Raw genomic sequence first — 25,759 nt, forward strand, 5'->3', positions numbered from 1 at the left:
CCAAGACCACGTCCCAGGACACGACGATCCACCGTCCGCGCACGCACGGCAACGGCGCACGGCATCACCAGCTCACTGAGGAAGAGCCGCACCCATCTCCGGTCCGCCCGGCGCCCTCGGACACACGGCCAGCCTAGGCGCCAAGGCTACCCAGAACCGGAGATATGGAACAGGCACTGAGCTTGACATTTAACCTCCGCCCTTGAACGGAGGGGTGCGTCAGGCAACTCATACGAGCATGTGTGGCAGAAGCGGACGGCCTAGCGTGTGGGCAGACGTTCACCCATGGACATTTTCGGGGACATTTTGACACGGTGGCGTGCATGCCAATGCCCAGCCTTCCCCCGGATGCCGCCGCCTTCTACGCTGCCCAGAGCCCGTTCTCCGACCCTGGGGACTTCGCTCCGCTCTACGCCGATCTGCCCGCTAGTCCCCGCAAACTCGCCCGGGTTGCACGGGACTTGATGGTTCACCGCTCGGAAGGCGACCTCTTCACGTACGTCATCCCGCAAGATCGCCTCCACAACGATGCCGAGACGCGCTACATCGACGACATCCTGCGCATCATCATCGCGCGCGAGGACGCTCCCCTGCCCCAGCGCCGAGAGGTCGGCGACCGCTTCGTTGGAATCTGCCGGGACTTCGCGTTGCTGCACTGCTCGTTCCTGCGGTACGTGGGCATACCCGCCCGGATCCGGTCCGGCTTCGCCGACTACTTCGGCACGGACGGCTTCCACGCCGACCACGTGGTCACTGAGTACTGGGACCCCGGGCGAGGTTGGCTGCTCGCTGACCCCGAACTGGCAGACCCCCTCGTCATGGAGACGCACAAGGTGGGCTTCGACCCCTTGGACGTCCCACGCGACCGTTTCCAGGTCGCCGGTGACGCCTGGCAACTGATCCGTGCGGGCGAGGCCGATCCGAAGTCGTACGGGCTCCCGATGCCGGACAGCCCCCTGGTCGGGGAGTGGTTCGTGGCGGGGAACGTCCGACTCGACCTGGCGGCACTCAACAAGGTCGAGACGCTCCTCTGGGATGTATGGGGGGTCGCGGCCGGCAGCGACGAGGAGATGACGGACACCATCCGTGCGCTGTACGACCGAGCCGCAGCAATGACCGCCGGAGAGGCGTCCTACCGCGCGACGCGGCAACTCTTCGCGGACAACGATGGGCTACGGACGCCGCGGAGGGTGACCTCCCTTGCCCCGTTCAACGGCCCCAGCAAGGTCACCCTCCGCGGCTGACCTTGGCGCGCGCTCTCCCTCTGGCCTCGAACGGTTGCGTCGTACAGGTTCACTCACCTGGGCATTCGCCGGACAGGCGGACGGCCCCCGCATGAGCATGCGTTCCGCCACGGAATCACGTTCATACGAAGGCCGCAGAGGTGAGTGCGCTGCACCACGATGTCCAGCGGGACGCTTTCGACTTAACGTCCCACTTTCGGGAGGACTTCTACACGTGCCTGGCCCGGCGCGGTGACACCTTGTTCGAGCTGTGCGACGCGATGCTCTGCGAGGACGGGCCGGTGACCTCGCCGGTCGATCTGACGCTGCTGGCTGAACACCGGCGCGGGCACGGCGCGTTGTACGACGGGCTGAACTGCGGCCGCATTGACGTGGACCGGCTGCGGAAGGTGCTGGCCAGTCTGCCGCAGCCCAAGGCCGCCGACGGGCGCCTGGTCCTGGCGGTCGATGTCTCCCCGTGGCTGCGTCCCGATGCCCCGTGCAGCCCGGACCGGCTGTTCTGTCATGTCTACGGGCGCTCGGGACGGTCCTCGGACCAGTTCATTCCCGGCTGGCCGTACTCGGTCGTCGCCGCGCTGGAGGCCGGGCGGACGTCGTGGTGCCAGCTTCTGGACGCGGTCCGGCTCGGCCCCGACGACGATGTCGCCGAAGTCACCGCAGCCCAGGTCCGCGGCGTTGTCACCGAGCTGATCGGCCAGGGCCAGTGGGAGGACGGTGACGATGACATTCTGGTCGTCTTCGACGCCGGCTACGACGCTCCGCGCATGGCCTACCTCCTCGACGGCCTGCCCGTCGAGGTGCTGGGACGGATGCGTGCGGACCGTGTCATGCGACGGCCGGCACCTTCGCCCACGGAGTACGCCGTGTCCTATCCCCAGGGCGGGCGACCGCCGAAGCACGGCGAGGAGTTCCGCTTTGCCAGGCCCGGCACCTGGGGCGATCCCGACGCGGAGACGGTACAGGTCACCGACCGCTACGGCACCGCCCAGGTGATGGCCTGGGACCGTATCCACCCTCGGCTCACCACCCGCAGTGCGTGGATCGACCACGACGGCGAACTCCCTCTCATCGAGGGCACCGTGATCCGCCTCCAGGTGGACCATCTGCCCGGCGGTGGTGACCCACTACCCGTCTGGCTGTGGTCCTCCAAGACTGGCATGACCAGCACAGATATCGACCTGCGGTGGCAAGCGTTCTTGAGGCGTTTCGATCTTGAGCATACTTTCCGTTTTGTAAAGCAGACGCTCGGCTGGACCCGCCCCAGGCTCCGCACTCCCGAGGCCGCGGACCGGTGGACGTGGCTCGTGATCGCGGCGCACACCCAGCTGAGGCTCACCCGCGAGGCCGCAGCCGATCTCCGCCGCCCATGGGAGAAGCGAGCCGAGCCCGCCCGGCTCACCCCGGCCCGCGTCCGTAGAGGGTTCAGGAACCTCCGCCCTCACCTGCACAGTCCGGCCCGTGCACCCAAACCCTCAACTCCAGGCCCAGGGCGTCCACTCGGCTCGAAGAACCAGCGGCCCGCAACCCGTTACGACGTGGGGAAATCGACTAGACGGCCCGAAAGCATCACCGAACGTAATCAACTCAAAGCTCGCAAACCATAAAAAACAAGCTGAGTCGACGACCAGGTCGTACGGGCCGCTCAACTCGGTGGCGGAGAGGGCGAACGCGTCACCACACAGGAAGCGGATATCGCCCCGGCCTCGCGAGCCCGGTCCTCGGCCCAGGCAATGGCCCCTGGAGCGAGATCGACGGCATCCACTTGGAAGCCGCGCGAGGCGAGGAACAGGGTGTTGCGGCCCGCCCCGCAGCCCAGGTCCAGGGCCCGACCGGGAGCGATCAGGCCCTGGTCGAGGTAGGCGGCCGGGTTCTCGTCCGGCTTCGCCACGAAGAACGGGACCTGCCTTGACCTGTCTGTGTAGAAGCGGTTCCAGAAGTCCTTGCCGTCGCCGGTCGCCAAGCGGCCGACCTCGGATTCCGATGCGAACAGCCCGTCCAAGAGCGTGAAAACGTCCTCGACAGTGCGTACGGTCCGGTCCACCCGGCCCCCCCCTTCGACCGAGTGCGATCATAGGAGCGAGGAAGACGAAAGGCCAGGTCAGGTGGTATTTCGCGACGGCTGGAGTGGGCTGCTGCGGGCCCGGGGGAGACTGGCAGGCAACCCACTCCGGCCCCCGACCCCGCATCCACCCAAGCACCGCTACGGGGCCAGGAAAGACCCATCCCCGGCCGCGCCAGGCAGACTTTCTCGACGAGGTTTCCAAGTGTGCTCCGGGGCGAACGTTGTCTGATGCGGCACTAACTCAACCGCCGCGCGGGCGGGGCCCAGTTGCGGCTCGTCGAGCACCGCACAGGTGATCTACTTCGTCGGCGCTGACCCGTCGCGTCTGCGCGCTGCGGTGAGGTGTTGAAGGCGGCCCGTCCAGGCCTGCATGAAGGCCTCGGCCCCGCCCTCCTCCCCGGTGTCGGATAGCCCCAGCAGACCCCCTCCGGTGGCGATCTGTTCGTTGAGCGGCGCGTTCAGCCAGGCGGCCACTGCGGCCATTCCCGGCGTCAGACCCATCAGCAGCGCGTGGGGAACGCCGGACGGCCTGCTCATGGAAGGGACGAGCTGGGCGATGAACTGAGCCAGCCCGGACCCGTCGACCCGGTCCCGCATACGGGCGAGCACCGGGGTGTCGGGCATCAGGAACCCGTGCATCACATACAGGAAGCCGACCAGGGTGAGCTGTCGCGTCACGTCGCGGGCCGCGGCCAGCTCCTCCTCGCCGGCCGCCTGGAGCCGGGTGAGCGGGTCGGCCATCGCCCCTGCCGGGATCCAGCTTTCCAGGGTGCCCTCGCTCTCAGCCCGGCGCGCGTCATCGGCGACCGACTCCCAGTCGATGCCGGGCATCAGCGCGGCAAGCGCCTCGGCCAGGGCCTCGCCGCCGACCTCACCCGCCCCCATTCCGGCGGCCGCGGCCAGGTGCACCAGCCCGCGCCGCTGCGCCCGCTCCGGGCCCTGTTCCCATGCGGCGTCCGGGTCCTCCACCATCCGCCGCACCGCGTCCGGATGCGGCAGCAGGCCCAGCCCCCGGCCCGCGACCCGACCGGCCTCGGTGTAGAAGGCGTCCTGCTCCTCCTCGCTCCCGCGGCCCGCGGCGCGGGCCTGCACCACCAGCCGCTGAGCGGACGACCCGGCCACCGCCCACGCCAGCGCGTCGCGCACGGCCGCCCACGGCGGCTCCGGCACCACCAGCTCCCCGGGCCCGGCGGGCAGCCCGGCCTCGGCGTACCACCCGATCACGGTCCACCGCAGATCCCGTCCCGGCCGCGCATGCCGCCTCAGCGCCGCAGCGACCGCGACCGTCTCCTCCGCCAGCACCGACACCGACCCGAGCCCACGCCCCAGCCACCGCCGCGCGTGCCCCGGTAGCAGCCCCGCCGCCCGCCACCGCTCCAACTGCGCCCCCGACACCACCACGTCCAGCGCCGCAAGGCGCCCGATCAGCTCCCGGTCCGCCCCGCTCAGTGCTCCTCTGACCACCCGCACACCTTAGAACCCCGCGAGGCACCGAAACGCGTATATCACCGTACTTGGTGAACTGAGACAGGACACCACCCCGCACACCCGCCACGACCTGCCAGGGAGCCCCGCCCGCATGCCCGTCCGCCACCGATGGCCCGCCTGTACGGCCACCGCCGCACTCCTTCTCGCCCCCGGGGCGGCCCGCACCGCTCTCTCCTGTGCCGGTGCCGCGCTCCTGCTGCTGCTGGCCCTCGCCACCGTCCTCGCCCTCGGCGCCGCCTACGCTCCCCGCCCCGCGCACCGCACGGCCGCCCGCGACACCCTCCGGCTCCTGCTACGCCTCGCCCCGTGGTACACCGACCGCCCGTCATGAACGGACAGACCTTCTCCCCGCGGTGCAAGGACTGCGCGGCTACCCGGTGCCGCTGTGACGGCGTGTGCCTGGCGGCCGGGTCTCGGCGTCGAACCGGTCGGCGGTGTCGGCGAGTTGGCGGGCGCGGGCTGAGAGCGTGCTCCAGTCGCGGGTCTGGGCCGCCTGGATGCAGGCGGCGAGGTGGGCCTGCAGCGCGCGGTCAGCGTCGGCGGAGCGCTCGGGCACCAGGCCGGTACTGCGCGGCGGCCCGGCGCCGAAGCGCGCGGTGGCGTGAGCGTGGAGGGCCTCGAAAACCGTGAGGACGTCCGGTATCCGGACCTGTCAGTGTGTCCCGTTAGAGTCATCGACAGCAGAACTCACAATCGAATCACAGCAATGGGTGGGGACTCATGAAGCTGAAGTACACCGCTGCCTGGGTGGGGTTCACGGCGGCGGCGATGGTCGCGGTGTCCGCGTGCGGCTCCGGCGGTATGAAGACGGCCACCTCGGCCGTGGACAGCGCGGACAAGATCATGACGGTGCTCTCTCGCGCGACCGACCGGACCGACAAGCTCGGCTCGGCCGAGATCAGGATGAGCACCGACACGGGCACGGGCACCCCGGTCACGCTGGACGGCACCTACTCCTGGGGAGACGGCCTGGCGATGGATGTCCAGATGGACACCAAGGCCGCGAACATGCAGGCGCTCCAGCACAAGGCGACGATCCGGACGCTGTTCGTGAAGGGCGCCTACTACTACAACGTCGACCCCCAGCCCTCCGGCCCGCTCAAGGGCAAGCAGTGGATGAAGGTCGACGCGTCGGCGCTCTTTGGCTCCAAGGGCGCCCAGGACTTCGACGGAGGCAGCGGGGGCAACCCCGCGGCCATGATGCAGTACCTCAAGTACGCGAAAGACGTGAAGGACCTCGGCAAGGAGACCGTCGACGGGCAGAGCACGACCCACTACCGGGCCGTCCTCCATCAGGCGGAGCTGGGCAAGTACAAGGACGCCTTCAGCAGCGACGGCATGAAGGCGCTGACCGGCGGCGCCGACTCGGTGACGATGGACGTGTGGATCGGCGCCAAGGACCTGCCGGTCCGGCTGAAGGACGACTTCGGCAAGATGACCGTGACCATGGACATCGAGAAGTTCGGCGCCACCGCCCCGGTGAAGGCGCCGCTGGCCGCCCAGACCGCCGACCTCACCGAGAGGATCAAGGACGCCCGGAGCCGGCAGGGCTGACCGCGGGCACACCGGTGCGCTGCCGCTCTGAGCGAGCCGAGAAGGCCGCCGAGTTCATGGGACGCCTGGGGCGGGCGGCCGACGGTTCGCCGCCCTGCCCGAGGCCCGGGTGTCCGCGATGACCGTACGCGCTGCCAGGGACGAGGTCCGGCATGTACGGCGAGACGCGGCGGATCAGCGCGTGTACCAGCTGCAGCTCGACGGCCTGGAAGTCTCCAGCCCGCTCGCCCCGCTGCAGATTCGGTCGCCCCAGCAGGGCCAGCCGGTCTGTCCGCGATTCACGGACGGTGCCTTGTCGTGTGGGCGGCCGGAGGCCCGTGGCGGACGGGAAGTGCGGCGGTGGCGGAGCGGCTGGCCCGCCATGCGGCGTCGGCACGCCAGGGACGCCGCGAACGCGTGTCCTTGGACAACGAAGCCAGTCGCCTTGACATCCAATCGAGGCGGTTGACACCGAGCCCAGGTCGTGCTGATCTTTGCCATCCAGTCGAGTCGTCGCAGATCAGCCGACCATGTCAGTGTCCGGTCGCATACTGACGCCCATGCAGATATCGGCGTACACACTCAAGCGGGCCTGGCACCAGGTGTCCGCGGGCTCTGACGTGCTCGACGACGTGATGCTCCCGCCCATCGGCACCTCACCCGACCAGTACGAGCAGCACGTGGGCGAGTCGCACGGTCGACTCTTCCTGGTCCTGGACGACGACGGCACGGTGCGCGGCCACATCGGTCCCTATCGGGAGGTTTTCGTCACTCGGGACCTGGATCAGGTGCTGTACTTCGCCGCCGAGGATGCGGTCCGCAGGCTCGCCGAGCACATCGCGGGCCGGTCCCCGGGGCGCGGCCCGGTGACCAATCTCGTCTCCGGGCAGGCCGAGCTGCTCGACCGGATCAACCTCGCCTGGGGCAGCCGATTCCGCAACGGCGGCATGGACGGTACGCAGCCCTCCGCTGCGTGCGGGCGCGACCCGCTGGAGCGCCTCGCCTGGATCGCTGGCAGCTGGCGCGAGCAGGACCCCTACACCCACCTCGTCTTCTTCCGAGGCGAGAGCATCAGCGCCGAACAGATCGCCCTGCTCTACGGAGCCGACCCCGCACAGATCGCCGCCGGGACCCGTCTTGCGGATCTCCGCAGCATGGACGGCGGGACCTTCGACTACTGGGACATCGTCTGGGAAACCTGCTGCTACGGGCAGGCCGGCGACTGGGCGTTCCTGATGTACCACGAGACCCCCGGCTTCGGGCCCGATCTTGAGGCTCTCGCCCGGCTCGGTGTCACCGAGGCGGTGCACCTGAGCGCCACCTCCGCGAAGGCCATCTACACCTTCGACTACATGCGCGACGGCCACCGTATCGACGATGACTGGGGCGTCCTGGAGCTGATCTGGTACGACCGAGGCCGCGCCCCCTACTTCCGAGGCGGTCAGCTCGACTTCCTCAACCAGGCCATACGCCGTGCCGAATTGGACCACCCCGAACTCACCAGCGAGTTCGAGCTGTACTTCCACGCACTGGAGGACGCTTTCGACCTCCAACTGCCCCGGCAGGACATTCAGGATGGAACGGTCCGGGCCGCGCAGTGGACACGCCGCAACAGTTGACAGTTCCATCCTGAGAGCCGACCAAGGGCCGTGGCATCTCATGGCAGCCCGCCTGCCGGCGTGCATGGTCCCGCCTAGCGTTGACCGTCGTGTTCCTGGAGGTTGCGGTCGTCGTCGCGACCGTGGGGATGGCATGGCATGTCAGCTGACGGCCTTTCGGCGGGGATGTCGCAGGTCTGCTCGCCCCGGATACGTGCAGGTCATAGGGGTGGCTGTCGCGGATTGGCGATAGCCGGTCCGCGGTGGCGGCTGGCGAGGCTACGGTGCTGCGGTGAGCGACGAGGTAGGGGTGCCGGCCGGCGCGAGCGCGCTGCCGGAGGTCGATGACGTCCTGGCGGCGGCTCTTGAGGCCCAGGGCGAGGCGGGATCACGGGCGTTGGGGCTGCTGCGGGACGCGCGCCGGGCTCTGACCGGGTCGGGGCTGGTACGGCCGGCGGAGGTGGCCGCGGCGTGTGTACGGTCTGCGGCGGACACGCTGCTGAAGCTGCCCGGCGCCCCGGAGAGCGTGGGTCTGCAGGACGCGGCGCGGGACCTGCTGGCCGCGGTGGACGCCTTCCAGCCGCCGACCGCCAACGCCAGCGACAACTCGGGCACTTCGGAGAGCCCGGCGGCGCCGGTGGGCGCGGGGTGGGAGCCGGTGGTTGCTGCGGCGGCGGTGCTGCGCGGCGAGCTGGACCACCCGGGTGGCTACCACCAGAGCCGGGCCCGCGGCATCATCGAGCGACTGACGGGCGTCACGTTGGGCGCGGCGCAGAAGACGGCGCTGGACGTATGGGGAGCTGTCTACGGGCTGGCGTCAGGCATCCTGCACGGCCGGGCGGCCGGCCCCGACGACGCTGTCCTGCTCTACACCGAACTCCTCGCCGCCGCCCGGGAGCTGCTGGTTCCGCTGCCGGACCGTGCCGTCCGCATCCTCGAACTCGCCGCCTTGAACGGCCCGGGCGCGGCGGAGGCCGCCGAGATCGCCCGCTGGGCGGACCCTCGCGCCGCCGACTACTTCCTCCGCTCTGGTCCGGCGCCGGTGTGGCTGGGTGTGCTGCAGGAACATGCGCCGCACCTTCTGTTGCCGGACGGTGCGGCGGGTGGTCGGTGGCCGGCTGCCCTGTTCCTCGACCATGTGGCCCAGACGGACCCGGACGCGGTACGGGAGTGGCTGGCCGCGCCGGCCGGCGAAGGCGCCGCCGGGATCCCGCGTGCGCAACAGAGCGCTGCGGCGGGCCGGTTGGCTCTGGACGGGCTGCTGGGACTTGCCGTACGACACCCCGATGTCGTCGGCGCCGGGCAGCTGCGCGCCGCCCTCGCCCACCCCGGCGTACGGGACGGCGGCGGCCCGGCGGTGGGGGCGACACTGCGCCTGGCGGCGCGGTGGGCGAGGGGGGTTCCGCGTACCGGGCGCACGCGGGAGTGGGTCCTCGTGGTGGAGGGGCTGCTGGTCGGCGCGGTCGAAGCCGAGCATGCCGGCCACGTGTCGCTGCGGGCCGTTGTCGAGCGGGTGGCGACCGCCGAGGAGGAGGCCGCCCGGGTTCTGGCCGGCGGCGGGGACACCGCGCAGGCCGAGGCGGTGGTCATGGCCGCGGTCGCCGAGGAGGAGAGGGCGCGGGCGGTGATCGCCGGGCAGACGGCGGCGCGGCTGCCGGGGCACGAGGTCGCGGTGCTGCTGCGCGAACTCGTCCGTACCGCCTACCCGGACGGCCGGACCGGCGCCGCGCACCCGGACATCGCGATGATCCGGGCCGTAATGGCCGGCCTGCTCGCCCGCGACACCGCGCTGCTCTCCGTTGCCGCCCGCGCGCTCGTCTACGACGTCGACCTCGACCGGGTACACGCCCAGGACCAGGCCGCGTACGGCGGACCGAGGCTGGCGCGCACCGTCCTCGATCTCGCCGCGGCGGACGCCGACGCCGGCGTGCACCTGGCCGAGCGCACCCGCCGGCTGGCCCGGGTGGACGCGGTCGACGGCCGACTGCACGACCGGCTGCTCGCCACGCATCTCACCGCCCGTCCGCCCGCCGAATCCCCGGCGCCCGACGCCGGGTCTGCCGGGCAGGAGTGGTGGGAGCGGGCCGTCGCGCTCGTCGTGCACCTGGTGGCCGACGAGCCCGCGCCGGAGACGGCCCGCCTCGTCGAACTCGTGCTCGGATCCTGCCCGCCCGGGCGCGCCGCGCAGCTGGAGGAGGACCTGCGGACCGCGCTCGGCACTCCGCCGCCGGCCGCCCTCGTCGAGGAGGTGCTGCCGGCCGGCGCCGAGCGGGTGGACGGCACCGCGGAGCCGCTCGCCTCGTGGCTGCGGTTCTGGGACTGGTCGCCGGTCCTGCCTGCGCGGCTGCTGGCTGGCTGGGAACCGGTGCTGGACGCGGTCCGCCGCCTGAAGCCGGCCGGCCCGTCCGACCCGCGCACCGCGCCCGTGCTGGAGCCGGTCAAGGCGACCACGGTGCTGGACGCCGAGGACCTGGCCGAGATGGCCGCCGAGCGCGGACCGGCGACGGCCGCCGCAGCGCTGTCCGCAGCCTCGGATGCCGGCGACGGCGGCTACGCGATGGTCCTGCACCGCCTGGTCGCCGCCGACCCGGCCGCCTGGGCCGCCGACGTGCCCGCGGTCCTGGCCGCCCTGAAGCTGCCGGAGCTCGGCGCGTTCTACCTCGCCGCGACCGCCGTCCTTGCCGACCGCCACGGCGCCCTCCGCGCCACCGCACTCGCGGACGCCGTCACCGCGGCACTCGAGGTGCGCCGCCGCCTCGACGAGACGACCCCCACCCCCACCACGTCCTCCGCGTCCGCAGCCGGCGGCCGGTCCGACGCGGCGTCCTTCGCCGACCAGGCGCTGTTCGACCTGCTCACCCTCGTCTGGCGCACCGACACCGCGCTCCCCGCCGATCAGGAGGCGGCCGTCCTGGCCCACCTGCAGGCCCTGGCCGCCCCTCTGGCCCGCCCCGCTCCCGACCAGGACACCCCCGCCGGCGCTCCCGGCCCGGCAGCAGGCGGGCAAGGAGAGCCGATGCTGTGGCTGGGGTCCGACCCGGCTGTGCGGGCGCTGGGGTGCCTGATCGAGTACGCCGTCCACCGGGCCCGCACCCACGGGGAGATGCCCACCAGCGTGGTGGAGTCGGTGGCCGGCGTACTCGCCGCGCGCGGGGACCATGAGGCGGTGGCCACCGCGATCGGGGTACGTCTGCCGACCCTGCACCGCTACGCGCCCGCCGTCACCGCCGCGCACCGGACCGCGCTGTACGGTCTCGTCCCCGGCCGCCCGTCGCCGGCCGCTTCCTGGCTGCGCTGGGGACCGTTCGACCGCGAGGTGCTTGCCGCCCTGGACCGCGCCGAGCTCCTCGCAGCGGTCCACGGCGCCGACCCCGCGACGACGTCCGGCGCCACCGCGCACACGGCGGCCGCGCTCCTGGCCGACCCCGCCGTCCTGGGCGATCCATCCGCCCTTTGGGCCGAACTGGCCACCGGCAGCGGGGGAGCGGAGACGGTCGGCCGACTGCTGGCCGCGATCGCCTCCCTCACCCCGCGCGTCGCCGGCCCTGTTCCACCCGACGCCGACGCACGGCTGGCCGCGGCGGCCGTGCTGTGGCGCGCCGCGCTCGCGGCCGGTCTGCCGCCCGGGGCGCTGGCCGGCGCGGGCGACTTCGCGGACGCCGGTCTTGACGAGGACGGGTGGCTGTCCCTGATGCGGGCGAGCGCCGAGCACACCCCGGCCCTGACGGACGCCGACCTCGTCGCCGAGCGCGCCGCCCGCCACCCCGGCAGCCAGGACGCGCTGCTCCTGGCCGCGCAGTTGGTCACCCACCCCACCGGGACAGGGCGGGACGCCGCCGTCCGACGGCACGCCCGCGCCCTCCTGGACGCCGCCGCAGCCGGGCCCGCAGACAAGCACGCCGCCGCACTGGAGGCGTTGAGGAAGGCGCTGGTCAACGCCGGCGATGTCGACGCCGCCCGGACCTGATCCGCCGTACGCCGCGGGCAGCCGCTCACGCTCGTACGGCGCCGTTGCCCCGACAGGCTCTGCGGGTCCTGCCGGGCCCGCTAGTGCCGCATCAAGCACGGTTCGCCCTGTTGTGGCGCGCCGTCCGAATGGTGCTCCGGGCGGCGCGTTGTGCGTCATGCTTTGCGGGTGGCTGAGCGTGTGCAGGTCCGCGAGATCGATGACGACGGGGGCAGCGGCTACTGCGGATCGTCCGCCGAGGCACCGGATCCGTGGTGACCTGGCGCCGAGCCCAGATGGTGCTCTTAGCGGCCCAGGGCATGGACGTGGCCAAGATCGCCGAGGTGACGTTCACCAGCCCGGACCGGGTCCGGGACGTGATCCACAACTTCAACGCCGACGGCTTCACCTCGCTCTACCCCAGGTACAAGGGCGGCCGGCCGAAGACGTTCACCCTGCCCGAGCGCCGTGAGATCAAGAAGATTGCCAAGTCCAGGCCGGTCGAGCACGGCCTGCCGTTCTCGACCTGGAGCCTGGTCAAACTGGCTGACTTCCTGGTCGCCGAGGGGGTGGTCGACGACATCAGCCACGAGGGCCTGCGCATCCTGCTCCGCGAGGAAGGCGTCACCTTTCAACGCCTGAAGACCTGGAAGACCTCCCGCGACCCCGACTACGCGGTCAAGAAGGCCCGCGTCGAGCACCTCTACGCCATCGCCGACGGCGAGGTCATACCAGAGGAGGGCGAGCCAGAAGTCGTCTTCTGCATGGACGAGTTCGGCCCCCTCAATCTCCTGGGCTATGGCCAAGCAGCAGCTCGGCGAGACCGACGGGACGAAAGCCCTGGTCAGGATCCTGCTCCTGCACCGCCACCAGCAGCACGCCGACGTGATCGCCGGCCTTCGGGCCGCCATCGCGCTGAGCACCTGCAACGAGGACGTGGTCGCCCTGGAGGCCCGCAAGACCGCCCAGGCTGCCGTCCGGGCCCCCACCGTCACCGCCGCCCCGGCACCGGCGAACCCGTTCAAGCCTCCCGGCTCGCAGCTGCCGCAGGTCAGCCACCTCAGCGCACGCCGCCTGACCGGGCCCATGCCCGAAGACGTCCGCACCCTGCCCCGCCTGGAGCAGTGGGACGATCTGCTCCACTTGCGCCGGAAGGATTCGTCATGACCGCCGCCCATCACACGCTCACCGCACAAGCGTCCGACGCCGCGATCGACACCGCCTGCCGCATGCTGCGGCTGCCGACCATGCGGGCCCAGGCCGCCGACACGGTCGCCCGCGCCGAACGCGAAGGCCTGTCTTACGCGGGCTTCCTCGCCGAACTGTTGATGGTCGAGTGCGAGGACCGCGACCGCCGCCGGGCCGAACGTCGCATCCGGGCTGCCCACTTCCCGCGCGAGAAGTCCCTGCGCGACTTCGACTACCGCGCCAATCCCAACGTCGACCCAGCCGTCATCCACAGTCTCGCCACCTGCGACTGGATCACCAAGGGCTACCCGTTGTGTCTGATCGGGGACTCCGGCACCGGCAAGTCCCACTTGCTGATCGCGCTGGGCACCGCCGCCGCCATGGCTGGCTACCGCGTCCGCTACACCACCGCAGCCAGCCTGGTGAACGAGCTCGTCGAGGCGGCCGACGACAAGCAGCTCGGCAAGACCATCGCAAGCTATGGACGCGTCGACCTGCTCGAAATCGACGAACTCGGCTACCTCGAACTCGACCGCCGCGGCGCCGAGATGCTCTTCCAGGTTCTGACCGAGCGTGAGGGGAAAAACAGCATTGCCATCGCCTCCAACGAGGCGTTCACCAAAGCGCACATGTTCCGGCGAACCCGTGCGAGGTGCCGCCGAAGCATCACGGGTTCGGTGGTGGCGAGCGTCGACGTCCTCTGCGCTGGGCGGGCGGCTGGCGCCCCCAGGTCAGAAGCAGTTGAAGCACTTCTTTCGCGTTTTGCTGGCGATCTGGCGTGCGGAAGAACACGGCGGCCAGCGCAACGACGGCGATCAGACAGAAGTAGACCAGGCCAAGAACTGCAAGCTTGATGGGAAGGCTCGACAAGAATGGCAGGATCGCCGCCATGGCATCTCCGTCAGCGCTGTTGACCTCCGCGCTGACAGGGCGGCTTACCGCAGCAGAAACGGCCCGGTCCAACGATCATGATCGCTGGCAGGTTCACCCGGTTTGAGTTAGTAGGTGCCCGGTCCGGGGGCCGTTAAGGCTGTGTGCCCTCCGGCGGTCACGAGCCGCCTGTCGGCAGTCCCGACGAGAGCTGCACTCAGAATGCCATGGTGCGACACCCCATGACGGTGATTCTGCTACTTCGAAAGGGTCCTATCCTCGGGAAGCCGACCCGGATCGACGTGGTCGGCGAGATAGATCATGGTGGCTTCGGGGTCCATGCCGAAGGCGGCGGCGACGAGTTTGGGATCCATGGTGTTGACCAGGTCGAGTAGCCGAGTGCAGCGGATCATGCGGGGCGGGAAGCCGCAGGCGTCGAGGACGTGGCTGACATAGGCGGTGGACGCCGGTCCCCGGCCGGACTTCGTCTGACGGGTGACCATCACGTGTGGATTGTCGGTCCGCTGGGCTTCGCGGTGAGCCAGACAGCGTTCCAACACTGTCCAGGACGCGGGGTCCAGGGGGACCGGATGCGGGCGGTCGCCGAGCCGGGTGGTTCGGGCATGAGGGTCGAGGTCAGCGGTCTGCAGCATCTTGACCTCGCGACTTGAGGCGCCGTGCAACAGCGCGAGCATGCCCAGCAGGGCCTCGTGCGGGTGGACGGCCGGACCGGTGGTCCAGCGGCGGAACAACACGCGCTGCTGATCCAGTGTCAGCGTCGCTCCAGTGAAGCCGCTGGGACCTCGGGCGGTCAGACCGCGGGAGGGATCGACGAGCACGATCTTCTGGGAACGCGCGAAACGGAAGAACTGCCCGAGCACGACCAGCCGACGCTTGCGGGCCTGGGGTGAGCCGGCGAGGAAGGCTTCGACATCGTGGACGTCGGCCAGCGCCCAGTCCTGCTTGCCGCGTTCGCTGGCGAGGAATCGGGCGAGGTCACGCATGATGGCCAGCGCCGCCTCGACGGTCGCATCGCTGCGAGGTCGTGTTCCGGCCCGGCGGGCCCTCTCGCGCGAGCGCATCATGAAGTCGGCGAACGCCTCCACTGATGGCCGCAGGTTCTCGGGGACGGCATTGATACGACGCTGTCGGCGGCCGGCCGCGAGCCGTTCGGCCTGGTCGGTGGCCATGGCCATGCCGTGACAGGTGAAGAAGGTTTCCAGTGCGCGGGCGAGGGAGCCCATCGAGCGTCCGGAACGGCGGGAGCGTTCGAGCAGGGCCTGCGGGTGGTTGGGCTGCTCGTCCAGGAGAAGCCGTCCCAGGGAGGTGATCATCGTGCAGGCGCGGCTGACGCAGTACTTGGCGGCGAGATCGGCGGTGAAGTCCCGCAGCCAGTCCGGAGGTTGTCCGAGTTCGGAGATCAGGCCCTCGGCTCGGACGAAGGGCCGGTCGGGGTGACGCTGCCAGCAGGCGGAGCACAGTCCCAGCCCGGCATGGCGCCGCAAGCGGCCGCATTCGCGGCAGGTCCGGGGCGGCTGTTTTGTCTGGCGGGGACGCGAGCAATGCCCGCACCAGCCCGTGTCCTCTCGCAGATAGCCGGGCCGATTGCACCGAGGACAGGGCGACTTGGCGGCGTCGCGTTCCGTTGTGCGCGAGCAGTCCCGGCACAACGTCGCTGTCTTGTTTCTCACCGGGTGACCGCAGATGGTGCACACGCGTGAGCAGGTGATGCACCGGCCGGTGTCCTCCTGGAGGACGCGCTGCTGGCCGCAGCGGGGGCAAGCGGCTCTGGCCGCAGCCTCTTTCTGCCGGGCAGTGCAGCGACAGCAGTACTGGCGGTCGATGAAGCCGACCGGCGCTCCGCAGCCGGTGCAGTGTCTCTGTTTCATGCCCACGATGTCGCCCGGGTCAGAGCGGCGGCATCGAACGGCCGCGGGCGGAGGCCGCTTGGGGCAGGTCAGCGACGGGCCGGGGTGGGGCGGCAGGACGCTCGACGGGGGTGGTGTCGACCTCGAACAGGTCGTTGGGAGTGCATTCCAGCGCGGTGCACAACGCGATCAAGGTGGACATCTTCACCTGTGAGGGCTCCTTGGTGAACAGCGCGGACACCGACGCGGAGGACATCTGCAGGCCGGCGCGTTCGGCCAGAAGCCGCTGCAGCTGGGTGCCGGTCCACACCTCACGCTGGGCGGCGGCCATTCGCAGGCGCCATCGAATCTTCATGCGGGGCTGCCCTCCTCGGCGGTGAGTTCGCCCAGCGTGGTGGTCACCGCGCGGCGATAGGCGTCCTCGATGAACGTCGCGGACGGCCGGACGTATCTCATGGTCGAGCTGACCGTCCAGTGACCGAGGAGTTGCTGGATCGCCACGAGGTCCACGCCCCGTTCGTAGTTGTGGGTCGCGCAGGCCCGCCGCAGGGCATGCGGGCTGAACCGGTCGGTGGCCGGGCGTCCTTCGAGCTCCATCAGATAGCGCAGGCGGTTGCGGATCGTCCCGCGGTGCAGGCTGCCGCCGGACTCGTCCGCGAACAAGACGGGTGAGTCGGGGAACTTGCCGCGGACGTCGTCGAGGAACCAGTGCAGGACGAGGTCGAGGCCGTCCAGCATGGGCACCCAGCGCGGCCTGGGGCCGGAGGTGCGGGCGCCTTTGCCGAATCGCACGTGGAGTTTTCCGAACGGGCCCCGCGAGAAGTGGACGTCGGGACGGTCCAGCAGGGATGCCTCTTCCGAGCGCAGGCCGGCGTGATAGAGGGTCCGGAACATCGCATAGTCCCGGGCCGCGGGCCCGTACTTGCGAGCGGTGGCGATCCGGGACTTGAGGAAGTCGAAGAACTCCGCCACCCGTTCCGGCGTCGGCGGCGGCAGCTGAGCCGGGGAATCGTCCCCGACATGCCGCGCAGCGTTGAACTCGTCCACCGGGCAGACCAGACGGACACCGAACCCCGCCTCGATCTCAACAGCCTTGCGGACCTGCAGGAACCGGTGGAAGCCCTTGAAGATCTGCACATACTCGCGCCGGGTTGATGCCGCCCGCCCGGCGAGGGCCAGGTCGCCGACGACACGGTCGATGTCCTCCGGGGTGACGTCCCATGCGGGACGGCCGAGCGCCGCGAGCGTTCGCTCCAGCAGACCAATGTCGTTCTCGACCGTCACCGGGCTGAACCCGCGGGCCCGCCACGAGGCGACGAACGCCTCGACGCACTCGGCCTGGAACTCCCACGGATCGGCGGTCACCGGCTCCAGCAGGACGGCACCACCCTCGATCACCCGCAACTGGGATGTCACCGGCACACCTTCCTCGCACCTGACCGATCAAGGCAGCACCTGGAGAATCCGAGCACCACCGTGAAGACCAACGAGGACCCCAGGAGATGGATACGGGCCGGTGACAGCGGCGATCCTCAAAAAGGAACATGTGCCAGCCCCAGATGGCTGGAGCAAGACCTTCACGGACCCGCGGCTCTGCGCGGCGATCGTGGATCGGCTCACCTTCAATGCCACCCTCATCGAGACCGGCACCGAGTCCTACCGGCTGGCCCGCACCCGGGCGAACAAGGCTAACGGGACGAAATAGCAGTTCCCGCTCTGCACGGGCGGAGCTGCCCGGCCAAGACACCGTCGATCTTGGTGGCAGCACGACGAGAGTGGATGTCACAGTGACCGATATGGATCTCCCTCCCGACACCGTGCTCATCTTCGATCAAGACGACGACCTGATTGTCTTCGAGTCCTTCGTGCACGCTACGAACTACCTCGAGGCGATTGACGTGTCGGAGGGTGAGTACCCGGCGGCGTACTCACCGGACGCTCGTGTGTTGGCGTTGACTGCTCTCCAAGGCCCGGAGGGCCCGGTCGACCTGACCAAGACCGACAGCAGCGATCTGGCCGACCTGGAGCGGAGAGTGGCCCGCTACTGGCAACGTCACCAGGTAGGCCAACCCCCACGTGACCCGCTACGAACAGCGCGTTTCTTGATTGACAGGGACAATCAGCCCCGCAAGGGATGGCTGAGCCGAGTCACCGGACTGCTGAAACGCAAGAGTCCTGGGGGTGAGCCGACGTCATCGCATCACGATCACTCCACCGAGCAAGGCGGAGGCGGACGCTGAGGCCCCTCTGCGGCCCCAGTGGGGCCCAGATCAAACCGCCCTCCGGAGCCACAGCACGACGCCTGATCTTCACGAATTATCCGCGAACCGGGGCCAGGGCTTCGGCGTAGTCGCATGACGTCCGGTTCGTGGTCATCCGAGGCCGAGGAGTGCGAGGGGGCGGCGGGGGTCGCGGGCGTTGCGGCGGAGGCCGGCCGCGATGTTCTTCACTCCGGCCATGCGGAGGGCTCCGATGGCGAGGTTGCGCCAGGTGGCCATCGCGCGGGGTGTGTTGCCGGTCCGCAGCTGGGAGGCGTCCTCGGCGAAGGTGGTGTCGCGGACGTGGTGCAGAGCCTCGATCTTCCAGTGGTCACGGACGAGTCGGGCGAGCTGAGCGGCGGTGGCCTGCTCGGCGGTGAGGCTGGTGACGGCGTAGACGGTCTTCACGGTGGTCTTGCCGGTCTTGCGGTCGGTGCGTCGGCGCTTGATCTGGATGGCCTGGCGGGCGCCGGGAAAGAGGAGGCTGTTCACGGTGGCCACCTTGATCCGCCGGATCTCGCAGCGGCCGTGGCCGACGTTCCGGGTACGCCCCTGGAGCGGGATGCGCTTCCAGGGAAGGGATTTCATCTGTTTGCGCAGCTTCTCCTGGTTGCCCTTGACGATCACGATGTAGTGGGCGCCGCGGCCGAGCAGGTAGTCGGCATGCTCACGCTGGGTGTGCAGCGCGTCGCTGGTGACCACGGTGCCGGCCAGGCCGGCGACGGTCTCCAGCAGCGGCTGGAAGCACGTGATCTCGTTCGTCTTCTCCCGCACGTCCAACTGGGCCAGGACCAGGCCGGTGGAGTGGTCCAGGGCGGCGAGCAGGTGGATCTTCCTGCCCCTGGCCCTGGCCGCTCCACGCAGGCTCTTGCCGTCCACGGCCAGAGCTCGCCGACCGCCGCTTGCGGTGCGGGAGCGGCGGTCGGCGAGCCATCGGCCCACGGCTTGGTCCAGGGCATCGCCATCGACCCTCGCCAGCAGTCGGCGGACCGTCGATTCCGCAGGCAGGAGCCGCTTGGGAAGCAGCAGATCGGGTGGCGCGCCGACAGCTTGCGCCACCCGGGGCGGGGCGTCGGCGATCCACTCGCCGACTGCCAGCAGCGACCTCGCCCCGCCCAGTACCGCGCACGCGGTGAGCGCGAGCACGACGACCAGGTCGTGCCGTACTCCGCGCGGATCACGCGGGTCGGGTACTTCGGCCAGCCGTTGCAGCAGACTCGGCACGTCTGCGGGTTCGACCCGTGGATGGCCGCGGAGTTGGTCAAGGGCAGGCGAGATCGGCGATGATGCGTCGGCAGGCACGGTCTTCCAGTCGGATCACGGGGCGTCGAGAACTCCATGATCTTGGGAGTCCGTGCCTGTCGCGCTCTGCAGGAGTCATCAGCTGGAAGACCGGGCCCCGGCCGGCCGCCGGTCGGGCAGGAGGCTAAAGCGCGTTGCAGAATGCCGTGATCTGGGCATTTCCCTTGTATGCGTGGGGTGTTGAGGGTTGAGCCGTTGTGGGTGGAGACGTTCACGGGGCTGCGGATGAAGCAGTTCGAGGGGCTGTTGAAGGTGGTGCGGGAGCGGGGTGGCGATGGGCCGCGGATCGGGCGGCCGTGGTGTCTGCCGCTTGCCGATCGGGTGCTGATGGTGGCGGTCTACTACCGGACGAACCTGACCATGCGGCAGCTCGCGCCGCTGTTCGGGGTCTCGTCTGCCACGGTGTGCCGGGTCATCCAGCGGCTTGGGCCGCTGCTCGCGATCGCACCGGTCTCGCGTCCGGTCGATGCCGCGGACCGGTTGTGGATCGTGGACGGCACGCTGGTCCCGGTCCGGGACCGCAAGCTCGCCGCCTCGAGCCGCAACTACCGCTTCTCCGCGAACGTGCAGGTCATCATCGACGCAGACACCCGTCTGGTCGTGGCCACCGCCCGCCCGGCCCCGGGCAACAAGGCCGACGCCCAGGTCTGGCGCGGCTCCGGTCTGCCGGAGCAGTGTCAGGGCGTCACCGTGCTCGGTGACGGTGCCTACATCAACACCGGCCTGGTCGTCCCGCACCGCAAACGGCCCGGTCGGCCCCTGTTGGCCGGCGAGGAAGCCGACAACAAGGAGCATCGCCGGGTCCGTGCGCGGGTCGAGCATGCGATCGGCCGGCTGAAGAACTACAAGATCCTCCGTGACTGCCGGCAGCACGGCGACGGCCTCCACCACGCGGTCCAGGCCGTCGCCCACATGCACAACCTCGCCATCGCCGCGTGATCAGAACAGCCGTAGCTGCGCCCTGACCTGCAAAATCACGGCATTCTGCAACGCGCTTAGTTGAAGACTTTGGCGGCTTCGAGGAGATAGTCTCGGTGCCAGTACTCCACAATGTCCGGGAACGCGGCGAGATATGCGTCGAGCCGGGCACGGTCCAGAATCTGGATCTCGGGCAGTCCTGTGCCACCCGCCGGACCTTCCACGAAAGCGCGCTCTGGATCGCTGAGGGTGCAGGGTACGACCAGCGTCCAGACTGCCGGCCTCAGCTGGGCCGCCCGGTCGAACGATTCGCGGATCGCCCGGCGCCGGCCGCGCGCGGAGGTGGGAAAGCCGTCGAGGTAGAACTTCAGTCGGACGACCTCCAGCTCGCTGCCCCGGACGATGCGCACGTCGATTCCACCGTCGCCGCCGCGGCCGTTGACCGCCTCGACGCGGCCCTCACCGGTGCGGGCCTTGTACAGGATGAGCTCCACCAGCCGGTCGAAGTCCGGCTGGTGCATATGGGCCCACTCGATCTTCACACTCGCCTCCCGGGCACATCGTCGCACCCGCCACTGACATGCAGTGCGGCCCGGTCAGCACGGCCGCGCTGGACTTCCCGTCGGGGCCGCTGTCAACAGGGCTGTCATCCGACCGAGTTGCTGCCCCGCGGGACGTCAGCCGCACGGCTTCTCATCTCAGAGCAGCGCTGTCAGCCAGCTTTCTCCGGGTGGAGGGACGAAGAAGTACCCTCCGCCGGTGGTGAGGGTGTACTTGGTCATGGTCTCGCCCTGGAGTCGGTGCTGTACGGCTTCGAAGCCCTTTTCGAGGTCGCGTTGGAAGCAGGAGAAGATCAGGCCCTGGTCGTCCGTGCTGCGCTGGTAGTTGTAGCCGCGCCGGACCAGGGGAGGAGGATGGCGCCGGTCGGGCGCGGCCTTGCGGACGTGTGAGTCGAGCGGGGTGATCTTTCCTGCGGGGTCTGCGGCGAATGCGGGCTGTTCGGTGCTCGGAGTGCCGTCCAGCCATCGGCCGTCCCTGCGCCGGCCGATGACGCGTTCCTGCTCGTGGACGGTGTCACGGTCCCAGAAGTCGGTGGCGAGGCGGATGATCCGCACCACCTGGTAGCTTCCGCCCACCGCCCAGTCCGGTTCTCCCTGGTCGGCCGTGACCACTGCTCGCTCAGTGATCCCTGCGGTGGTGTCGGGGTTGCCGTAGCCCTCGGTGAAGTGGAAAGGGTTGCGGGCCAGTCCTTTGCCGTGTTGGACGTGGTTCTCGGGGCGGTGGCCGTCCAGGTGCCATCGCACGTCCCATTGAGGCAGGGCCCGCAGTGCCTGGCTGGCCGCGTCTGGCACTGCCCGGGCCGAGGCTGCGGTGATGTGGATCAGAAGGTCGCCATGCGAGCTGGAGGAGTCGAGCAGGTCACCGGCGAAGGAGGGCATTCGCTTCAACTGCCGTGGAATGATGGCGCTTTGAGGTAATCCGTCTGCGCCGACGGCCATCCAGGCGGCTGTCTGCCCGCCATCAACGGCTGCGACAGCCCGGCATGCGGCACCGAGGGCGTCAGCGCGGTGCTTCTCATCGATGGCCAGATTCAAGGAAATGACCCGGGCATACGGCAGCGGTGCTGCGCCACGCAGGTGGGCGGGCGCCTGAGTCCCGTGCTCGGATGCGCCTTTCAGAGCGGCAGCGCCCACAGCACCCAGCCCGGCGATGCCGATGGCGGCGGCCACAGAGGTCCGCAGGATTCCGCGTCTGCTTGTCATCGTAAGGAGAGAGTCCTTCAAGAGTGGCGGGCCAGAGGCGACGGCATGATGAGAACGTTCTTCAGCCGCGGTCCAGGACTTGGCGTGCCACCGCGCGCTCGAACTGGGTGCGGAGGCTGTCGTGCACTGCGGTCAGCTCTTCCTCGAACGTCGCGAGGTCGTCGGGCCAGTACCGGTCGCGGTAGTACAACTCGGCCTGGGCCTGGTAGACGGCTGCTTGATCGAGCGCGGACTGCACGGCCCGACGCTGAGCATCCGGGTCGGTCATCAGGTAGTCGTCGCAGATGGTGCGCACCCTCGTCAGCACAGTGTCCTCGGCCCTCCGCGGGTCCGCGGCGCCGGCCGCCTGCTCACGGAGCAACTCTGCGGCCAACCCGCCGGGCCCGCCGCGCAGTTGTCCAGGGCCAGCGTTGCCGTGCCGGATTTCGTCCTTCACCACGGTCTCGACCAGATGACGCAGCAGCACCCGCAGTTCGAGCGGCTCCCAGATGCGGCCGCGTACGTCGTAGAGTTCGGTGCGCTGTTGCACCCCCGGCCGCCCCCATTGGGCGATCTGACGGTTCAGTGCCAGATATGCGGCCATCTGCTGTGCGTGTTGCTGCTGGGTCTTGAGTTCTTCGGGGCCCCGGCGATCCCACACGTTCAGCCCGAAGAGCTCTTCGAGTTCGGCCGTGAACATCAGCTCCGCCGACGATGTGCCGCCCACCCGGGAGTAGCGCTGGAAGTACTCGAAGACCGAGACCGTGGCAGTGATCCACTGTGTGTCACTGGCCGGCATACCCTCCTTGGTCTCGATCGCCTGGAGCAGTCCTCCGTGCAAGCGCACCCCGGCGGGCAAAGTGCCGGAGGCCAGGGGGACCACGGCACCGTCGGCGATGTCGTAATCACGGCCCCGGGCGTAGCAGCCTGTGGCGGCGACCGCCTCCGTGACGCGTTTCTCCAGCAGCAGGGTCTCGACGTGGGCTGGATCGATCACGCCAAAGGCATCGTGCAGCCGTTTGCGCCCCTCCGCCGTGAGCCGTGCGACACCACGTGCCGTATCGACCGCGTAGTCCAGTCCACCGCGCAAAGCGGCTGCCATACGGGCCGACTTCCGCAGCTCTCCCGCCGGGGAGGCTTCGTCCTCCAGCAGCATCAGCGGTTCGACGATCGGGGCGATCAGCACGTGCCCCGGGTCCTTCACCACCGCCGCACACGGTGCCGGGCGCGCCCCGTCCCGCGGCTCCAGGGACTGCCGGTCGCGAAGCAGGTCCATACCGAACCTGCGATACGCCCCCACCGTGACATCGGCGGCGTAGGCCGTGCCGCGCTCGTCCTCGTCCATGCCGTCGCACAGCACAGCGACGCTGATACCCAGCGGCCCGTACACCGCTGCGGCCAGTTCCCCCTCTTCCCGCGCCTGCCGCTCGTCGGGCGTGATCAGATGGACCCCGCCGTGGGCCAGCACGTGCAGACACCCGGCCAGCAACCTGGCGCCGCGCAGACGTTCTTCCCCGGCGGCCCGGCCGCCGTGGATCATCGTGCCGTCCGCCACGCGGACGGCCATCTGCCGGGCATCCTCGTCGAAGGACACGCCCTCCACGGGGGCAGCGGATCGGCTGAGGAGGCCGAGTGCCGGATGGGAGAGGGCCTCCAACGGCTCTCCGGCGTCGGCCCGGCGCTTCAGTTGCCGTAGTGCGGCACGCGCATCCATGCAGGCCCCCACTTTCGTCTCAGCCGGCGCCCGGGAGGTGCCCGGGCAGGTGCATGTCGGGCAGCTTGTCAACGAAACGCGTGATGGCCTCTGTCGCCTCGCCCGTACGTGTCTGCGGATTCTTCTTCGGATCGAGTTCGATCCTGCCCTCGAACCTTCCCGATCCGACCCTGTTCTTCCCCGGCGGCCGGTACAGCGGGGAGTCCTCGGGGATGGTCCACGTGCCGTCGGCGTTGCGGACGGCTCCTGTGGTGAAGTCCGGGTTGACCGCGGCCGGATCCACGCCGCAGTTGTGGACCAGAAGAGGCGTCGTGCCTGCGAGCACATAGTAGGTGTGGAGGCCGTCGACGGTGAGGTTGTAGACCGTGGTCTGTTCGGTGTGCCGGCGGATGGCGGTGATCTGGACCCAGGTGCCGCTGCTGGTCTGCAGCCACTGGCCGACTTGGAGGTCGCCGGCATCGACCCACTGGTGCAGGCGGGGGACCCAGAAGGGGTGGCCGTCGGTGGCGGTGCTGGTCTTGCTGCCGGTCGGGCCGTCGGTGTCGAGGGTGACGTCGACGAGCTGTTTGTCGCCGCTTCCCTGGATCAGGGCGGTGACGGTGCGCGGTCCGCTCTCACCCGTGGCCGGGTCGGTGGCGATCACGCGGTCGCCGATGCCGAGGTCCCTGATGGGTTTGTGGGTACCGTCGGCCATCAGGACGGGGGTGTCGCCGGTAAAGCTGTTGGGCACGGCGCACTGGCCGAGTCTGCTTCCTGCTCTGGCATCGGAGGCGATCGTGCCGAGGCCTTCGCCGAGCATGCCGGCCAGGCAGCCGGTGGCGGCAGCGATACCGACCTGGCCCCAGTTGACCTTGCGGCCGGACAGGCGCTGGGTGAGCCAGTCCAGGCCGCCGTCCACGACACCGCCGATGACACAGGCGGCGATCAGGGGGTTCTTCCCGGAGGGGTCGGTGTAGGTGGTGGGGGAGGAGAGGGCGTACTGGAAGAGGTTGCTGCCGCTGGCCTGGCCGATGGGGTCCTGGGAGATGAAACGGCCGGTCTGGGGGTCGTAGTAGCGGTTGCGGTAGTAGAGCAGGCCGGTGCCGTCGTCCTCGCGGCCGGTGTAGGTGTGCGGGTTCGACGAGGCGGTGCCGGCGGCGGTGGTGGTGCCGTTCGGGTCGTAGGCGGTCAACTGGGGCCGCTACATACGGCCGAAGCCAACATCTGGTATCGCCGCTACCAGGCCGAGGGCATCGAGGGGCTGCGCACTCGCTCGAAGGCGCCCAAGCACAGCCCGAACGCCACGCACGTTGAGGTGGTCGGGAAGATCATCTATCTCCGGCAGAACTACCACTTCGGGCCCGAGAAGATCGCGATGTACCTCAAGCGGTACCACGACGTCACCATCAGCAAGTCGGGCGTGCGGCGGATACTCAATCGCCTGGACATGGGCCGCCTGCCGGCCTCCCAGCGGTACAAGCGCCACGACCGCCGATGGAAGCGGTACGAGAAGCAGCTGCCCGGCCACCGGGTGCAGATCGACGTGAAGTTCATCGAGCCGCTCGCCTCCATGCCCCAAGGCCGGCGCGGCGGCCGCAACAAGTACTACCAGTTCACGGCGATCGACGACTGCACCCGGCTGCGGGTCCTGAAGATCTATCCAACGCTCAACCAGGCCACCGCCATCCAGTTCGTCGACTACGTCCTGCAGAGGCTGCCGTTCCAGGTGGAGGTGATCCAGACGGACAACGGAGCCGAGTTCCAGTCCGCCTTCCACTTCCACGTGCTCGACAAAGGCATCGGCCACAGCTACATAAAGCCCCGCACACCGCGGCTGAACGGGAAGGTCGAACGCTCTCACCGTATCGACGGCGAGGAGTTCTACCGGCTCCTGGAGGGCGTCATCATCGACGACGCCGAGGTCTTCAACGACAAGCTGCGCGAGTGGGAGGACTACTACAACTACCATCGCCCCCACGGCGGCCTCGGCGGCCAGACTCCTTACGAACGACTCAAGCAGAAGACCGCGCCCCAGGCGTAAACGATCAT

The 25,759-nt window shown here is 69.7% G+C and carries 21 protein-coding genes and 3 pseudogenes; 13 read left to right on the plus strand and 11 right to left on the minus strand.

Going from position 1 to position 25,759, the window contains the following annotated elements:
- Positions 1 to 323 precede the first annotated feature (323 nt).
- Both ACGF5O_RS48125 and ACGF5O_RS48130 read left to right on the plus strand, forming a co-directional pair.
- Positions 324 to 1,244, plus strand: a complete 921-nt coding sequence (locus ACGF5O_RS48125) for a transglutaminase-like domain-containing protein (protein ID WP_393816303.1) — start codon at positions 324 to 326, stop codon at positions 1,242 to 1,244.
- Positions 1,245 to 1,384: 140 nt separating this feature from the next.
- Positions 1,385 to 2,848, plus strand: a complete 1,464-nt coding sequence (locus ACGF5O_RS48130; protein ID WP_393816304.1) for an NF041680 family putative transposase — start codon at positions 1,385 to 1,387, stop codon at positions 2,846 to 2,848.
- Here the strand turns inward: ACGF5O_RS48130 and ACGF5O_RS48135 are convergent.
- Both ACGF5O_RS48135 and ACGF5O_RS48140 read right to left on the minus strand, forming a co-directional pair.
- Positions 2,849 to 3,285: pseudogene (locus tag ACGF5O_RS48135) on the minus strand (class I SAM-dependent methyltransferase); the annotation flags it as partial.
- A 318-nt stretch (positions 3,286 to 3,603) separates the two neighbouring features.
- Positions 3,604 to 4,770: a hypothetical protein gene (locus tag ACGF5O_RS48140; protein WP_393816305.1), complete on the minus strand. Its 1,167-nt coding sequence runs from the start codon at positions 4,768 to 4,770 to the stop codon at positions 3,604 to 3,606.
- A 115-nt stretch (positions 4,771 to 4,885) separates the two neighbouring features.
- On the opposite strand from ACGF5O_RS48140, the gene ACGF5O_RS48145 reads away from it, so the two are divergent.
- Entirely contained in the window at positions 4,886 to 5,125 is a 240-nt protein-coding gene (locus ACGF5O_RS48145) for a hypothetical protein (RefSeq protein ID WP_393816306.1), read from the plus strand.
- Between the two features lie 39 nt (positions 5,126 to 5,164).
- Here ACGF5O_RS48145 and ACGF5O_RS48150 read toward each other — a convergent pair whose 3' ends face one another.
- On the minus strand, positions 5,165 to 5,350 hold the full coding sequence (locus tag ACGF5O_RS48150; RefSeq protein ID WP_393816307.1) for a hypothetical protein: 186 nt from the start codon (positions 5,348 to 5,350) through the stop codon (positions 5,165 to 5,167).
- A 164-nt stretch (positions 5,351 to 5,514) separates the two neighbouring features.
- Here ACGF5O_RS48150 and ACGF5O_RS48155 point away from each other — a divergent pair, with 164 nt between their 5' ends.
- The 6 genes and pseudogenes from ACGF5O_RS48155 to istB all read left to right on the plus strand — a co-directional run bounded on the left by ACGF5O_RS48155 (position 5,515) and on the right by istB (position 13,913).
- On the plus strand, positions 5,515 to 6,348 hold the full coding sequence (locus ACGF5O_RS48155; RefSeq protein WP_393816308.1) for a hypothetical protein: 834 nt from the start codon (positions 5,515 to 5,517) through the stop codon (positions 6,346 to 6,348).
- Positions 6,349 to 6,887: 539 nt separating this feature from the next.
- Positions 6,888 to 7,946 (plus strand): hypothetical protein, encoded by a 1,059-nt coding sequence (locus ACGF5O_RS48160; protein WP_393816309.1) that lies wholly within the window; start codon positions 6,888 to 6,890, stop codon positions 7,944 to 7,946.
- Positions 7,947 to 8,217: 271 nt separating this feature from the next.
- Positions 8,218 to 11,892: a hypothetical protein gene (locus ACGF5O_RS48165; protein WP_393816310.1), complete on the plus strand. Its 3,675-nt coding sequence runs from the start codon at positions 8,218 to 8,220 to the stop codon at positions 11,890 to 11,892.
- A gap of 168 nt (positions 11,893 to 12,060) precedes the next feature.
- A pseudogene (locus tag ACGF5O_RS48170) lies at positions 12,061 to 12,669 on the plus strand (helix-turn-helix domain-containing protein); the annotation flags it as partial.
- Entirely contained in the window at positions 12,670 to 13,038 is a 369-nt protein-coding gene (locus tag ACGF5O_RS48175; RefSeq protein ID WP_393816336.1) for a hypothetical protein, read from the plus strand.
- Positions 13,035 to 13,913 (plus strand): IS21-like element helper ATPase IstB, encoded by an 879-nt coding sequence (istB, locus tag ACGF5O_RS48180; RefSeq protein WP_393816334.1) that lies wholly within the window; start codon positions 13,035 to 13,037, stop codon positions 13,911 to 13,913. Before ACGF5O_RS48175 ends, istB begins: the two co-directional genes overlap by 4 nt.
- Positions 13,914 to 14,186: 273 nt before the next feature.
- Here the strand turns inward: istB and ACGF5O_RS48185 are convergent, their stop codons facing one another.
- From ACGF5O_RS48185 to ACGF5O_RS48195, 3 genes are all read right to left on the minus strand, one after another.
- Entirely contained in the window at positions 14,187 to 15,434 is a 1,248-nt protein-coding gene (locus tag ACGF5O_RS48185; protein ID WP_393816311.1) for a tyrosine-type recombinase/integrase, read from the minus strand.
- 403 nt (positions 15,435 to 15,837) lie between these two features.
- Positions 15,838 to 16,152, minus strand: coding sequence for a helix-turn-helix domain-containing protein (locus tag ACGF5O_RS48190; protein ID WP_393816312.1), 315 nt, complete (start codon positions 16,150 to 16,152; stop codon positions 15,838 to 15,840).
- Complete coding sequence (locus ACGF5O_RS48195; protein ID WP_393816313.1) at positions 16,149 to 17,213, minus strand: tyrosine-type recombinase/integrase; 1,065 nt, start codon at positions 17,211 to 17,213, stop codon at positions 16,149 to 16,151. The genes ACGF5O_RS48190 and ACGF5O_RS48195 overlap by 4 nt, the downstream gene beginning before the upstream one ends.
- Before the next feature lie 145 nt (positions 17,214 to 17,358).
- On the opposite strand from ACGF5O_RS48195, the pseudogene ACGF5O_RS48200 reads away from it, so the two are divergent.
- A pseudogene (locus ACGF5O_RS48200) lies at positions 17,359 to 17,502 on the plus strand (ATP-binding protein); the annotation flags it as partial.
- Between the two features lie 91 nt (positions 17,503 to 17,593).
- Positions 17,594 to 18,037, plus strand: coding sequence for a hypothetical protein (locus ACGF5O_RS48205; RefSeq protein ID WP_393816314.1), 444 nt, complete (start codon positions 17,594 to 17,596; stop codon positions 18,035 to 18,037).
- Between the two features lie 132 nt (positions 18,038 to 18,169).
- Here ACGF5O_RS48205 and ACGF5O_RS48210 read toward each other — a convergent pair whose 3' ends face one another.
- Positions 18,170 to 19,279 carry an ISAs1 family transposase gene (locus tag ACGF5O_RS48210; protein WP_393816315.1) on the minus strand — a complete coding sequence of 370 codons (1,110 nt, stop codon included), beginning with the start codon at positions 19,277 to 19,279 and terminating at the stop codon, positions 18,170 to 18,172.
- A 246-nt stretch (positions 19,280 to 19,525) separates the two neighbouring features.
- Between ACGF5O_RS48210 and ACGF5O_RS48215 the strand changes: the two genes are divergently transcribed.
- Positions 19,526 to 20,296: a transposase family protein gene (locus tag ACGF5O_RS48215; protein ID WP_393816316.1), complete on the plus strand. Its 771-nt coding sequence runs from the start codon at positions 19,526 to 19,528 to the stop codon at positions 20,294 to 20,296.
- Between the two features lie 56 nt (positions 20,297 to 20,352).
- Here ACGF5O_RS48215 and ACGF5O_RS48220 read toward each other — a convergent pair whose 3' ends face one another.
- The 4 genes from ACGF5O_RS48220 to ACGF5O_RS48235 all read right to left on the minus strand — a co-directional run bounded on the left by ACGF5O_RS48220 (position 20,353) and on the right by ACGF5O_RS48235 (position 24,902).
- Positions 20,353 to 20,817, minus strand: a complete 465-nt coding sequence (locus tag ACGF5O_RS48220; protein WP_393816317.1) for a hypothetical protein — start codon at positions 20,815 to 20,817, stop codon at positions 20,353 to 20,355.
- A 156-nt stretch (positions 20,818 to 20,973) separates the two neighbouring features.
- Entirely contained in the window at positions 20,974 to 22,005 is a 1,032-nt protein-coding gene (locus ACGF5O_RS48225; RefSeq protein WP_393816318.1) for a Dyp-type peroxidase, read from the minus strand.
- A 94-nt stretch (positions 22,006 to 22,099) separates the two neighbouring features.
- Complete coding sequence (locus ACGF5O_RS48230) at positions 22,100 to 23,731, minus strand: hypothetical protein (RefSeq protein WP_393816319.1); 1,632 nt, start codon at positions 23,729 to 23,731, stop codon at positions 22,100 to 22,102.
- Between the two features lie 19 nt (positions 23,732 to 23,750).
- Positions 23,751 to 24,902 (minus strand): RHS repeat-associated core domain-containing protein, encoded by a 1,152-nt coding sequence (locus ACGF5O_RS48235; protein ID WP_393816320.1) that lies wholly within the window; start codon positions 24,900 to 24,902, stop codon positions 23,751 to 23,753.
- Between ACGF5O_RS48235 and ACGF5O_RS48240 the strand changes: the two genes are divergently transcribed.
- Positions 24,840 to 25,751 (plus strand): IS481 family transposase, encoded by a 912-nt coding sequence (locus ACGF5O_RS48240; RefSeq protein ID WP_393816321.1) that lies wholly within the window; start codon positions 24,840 to 24,842, stop codon positions 25,749 to 25,751. The genes ACGF5O_RS48235 and ACGF5O_RS48240 overlap by 63 nt on opposite strands.
- Positions 25,752 to 25,759 lie beyond the last annotated feature (8 nt).

The sequence above is a fragment of the Streptomyces sp. NPDC048291 genome, from assembly GCF_043201715.1.
In the GTDB taxonomy this organism is placed as follows: Bacteria; Actinomycetota; Actinomycetes; order Streptomycetales; family Streptomycetaceae; genus Streptomyces.

What these genes read in the sequence shown, in the direction of transcription:
- ACGF5O_RS48125 (WP_393816303.1), top strand. Translation starts at nt 324, where the DNA reads ATGCCAATGCCCAGCCTTCCCCCGGATGCCGCCGCCTTCTACGCTGCC.
- ACGF5O_RS48175 (WP_393816336.1), top strand. Translation starts at nt 12,670, where the DNA reads ATGGCCAAGCAGCAGCTCGGCGAGACCGACGGGACGAAAGCCCTGGTC.
- ACGF5O_RS48145 (WP_393816306.1), top strand. Translation starts at nt 4,886, where the DNA reads ATGCCCGTCCGCCACCGATGGCCCGCCTGTACGGCCACCGCCGCACTC.
- ACGF5O_RS48230 (WP_393816319.1), bottom strand. Translation starts at nt 23,731, where the DNA reads ATGGATGCGCGTGCCGCACTACGGCAACTGAAGCGCCGGGCCGACGCC.
- ACGF5O_RS48160 (WP_393816309.1), top strand. Translation starts at nt 6,888, where the DNA reads ATGCAGATATCGGCGTACACACTCAAGCGGGCCTGGCACCAGGTGTCC.
- istB (WP_393816334.1), top strand. Translation starts at nt 13,035, where the DNA reads ATGACCGCCGCCCATCACACGCTCACCGCACAAGCGTCCGACGCCGCG.
- ACGF5O_RS48215 (WP_393816316.1), top strand. Translation starts at nt 19,526, where the DNA reads ATGCGTGGGGTGTTGAGGGTTGAGCCGTTGTGGGTGGAGACGTTCACG.
- ACGF5O_RS48155 (WP_393816308.1), top strand. Translation starts at nt 5,515, where the DNA reads ATGAAGCTGAAGTACACCGCTGCCTGGGTGGGGTTCACGGCGGCGGCG.
- ACGF5O_RS48205 (WP_393816314.1), top strand. Translation starts at nt 17,594, where the DNA reads ATGGATCTCCCTCCCGACACCGTGCTCATCTTCGATCAAGACGACGAC.
- ACGF5O_RS48190 (WP_393816312.1), bottom strand. Translation starts at nt 16,152, where the DNA reads ATGAAGATTCGATGGCGCCTGCGAATGGCCGCCGCCCAGCGTGAGGTG.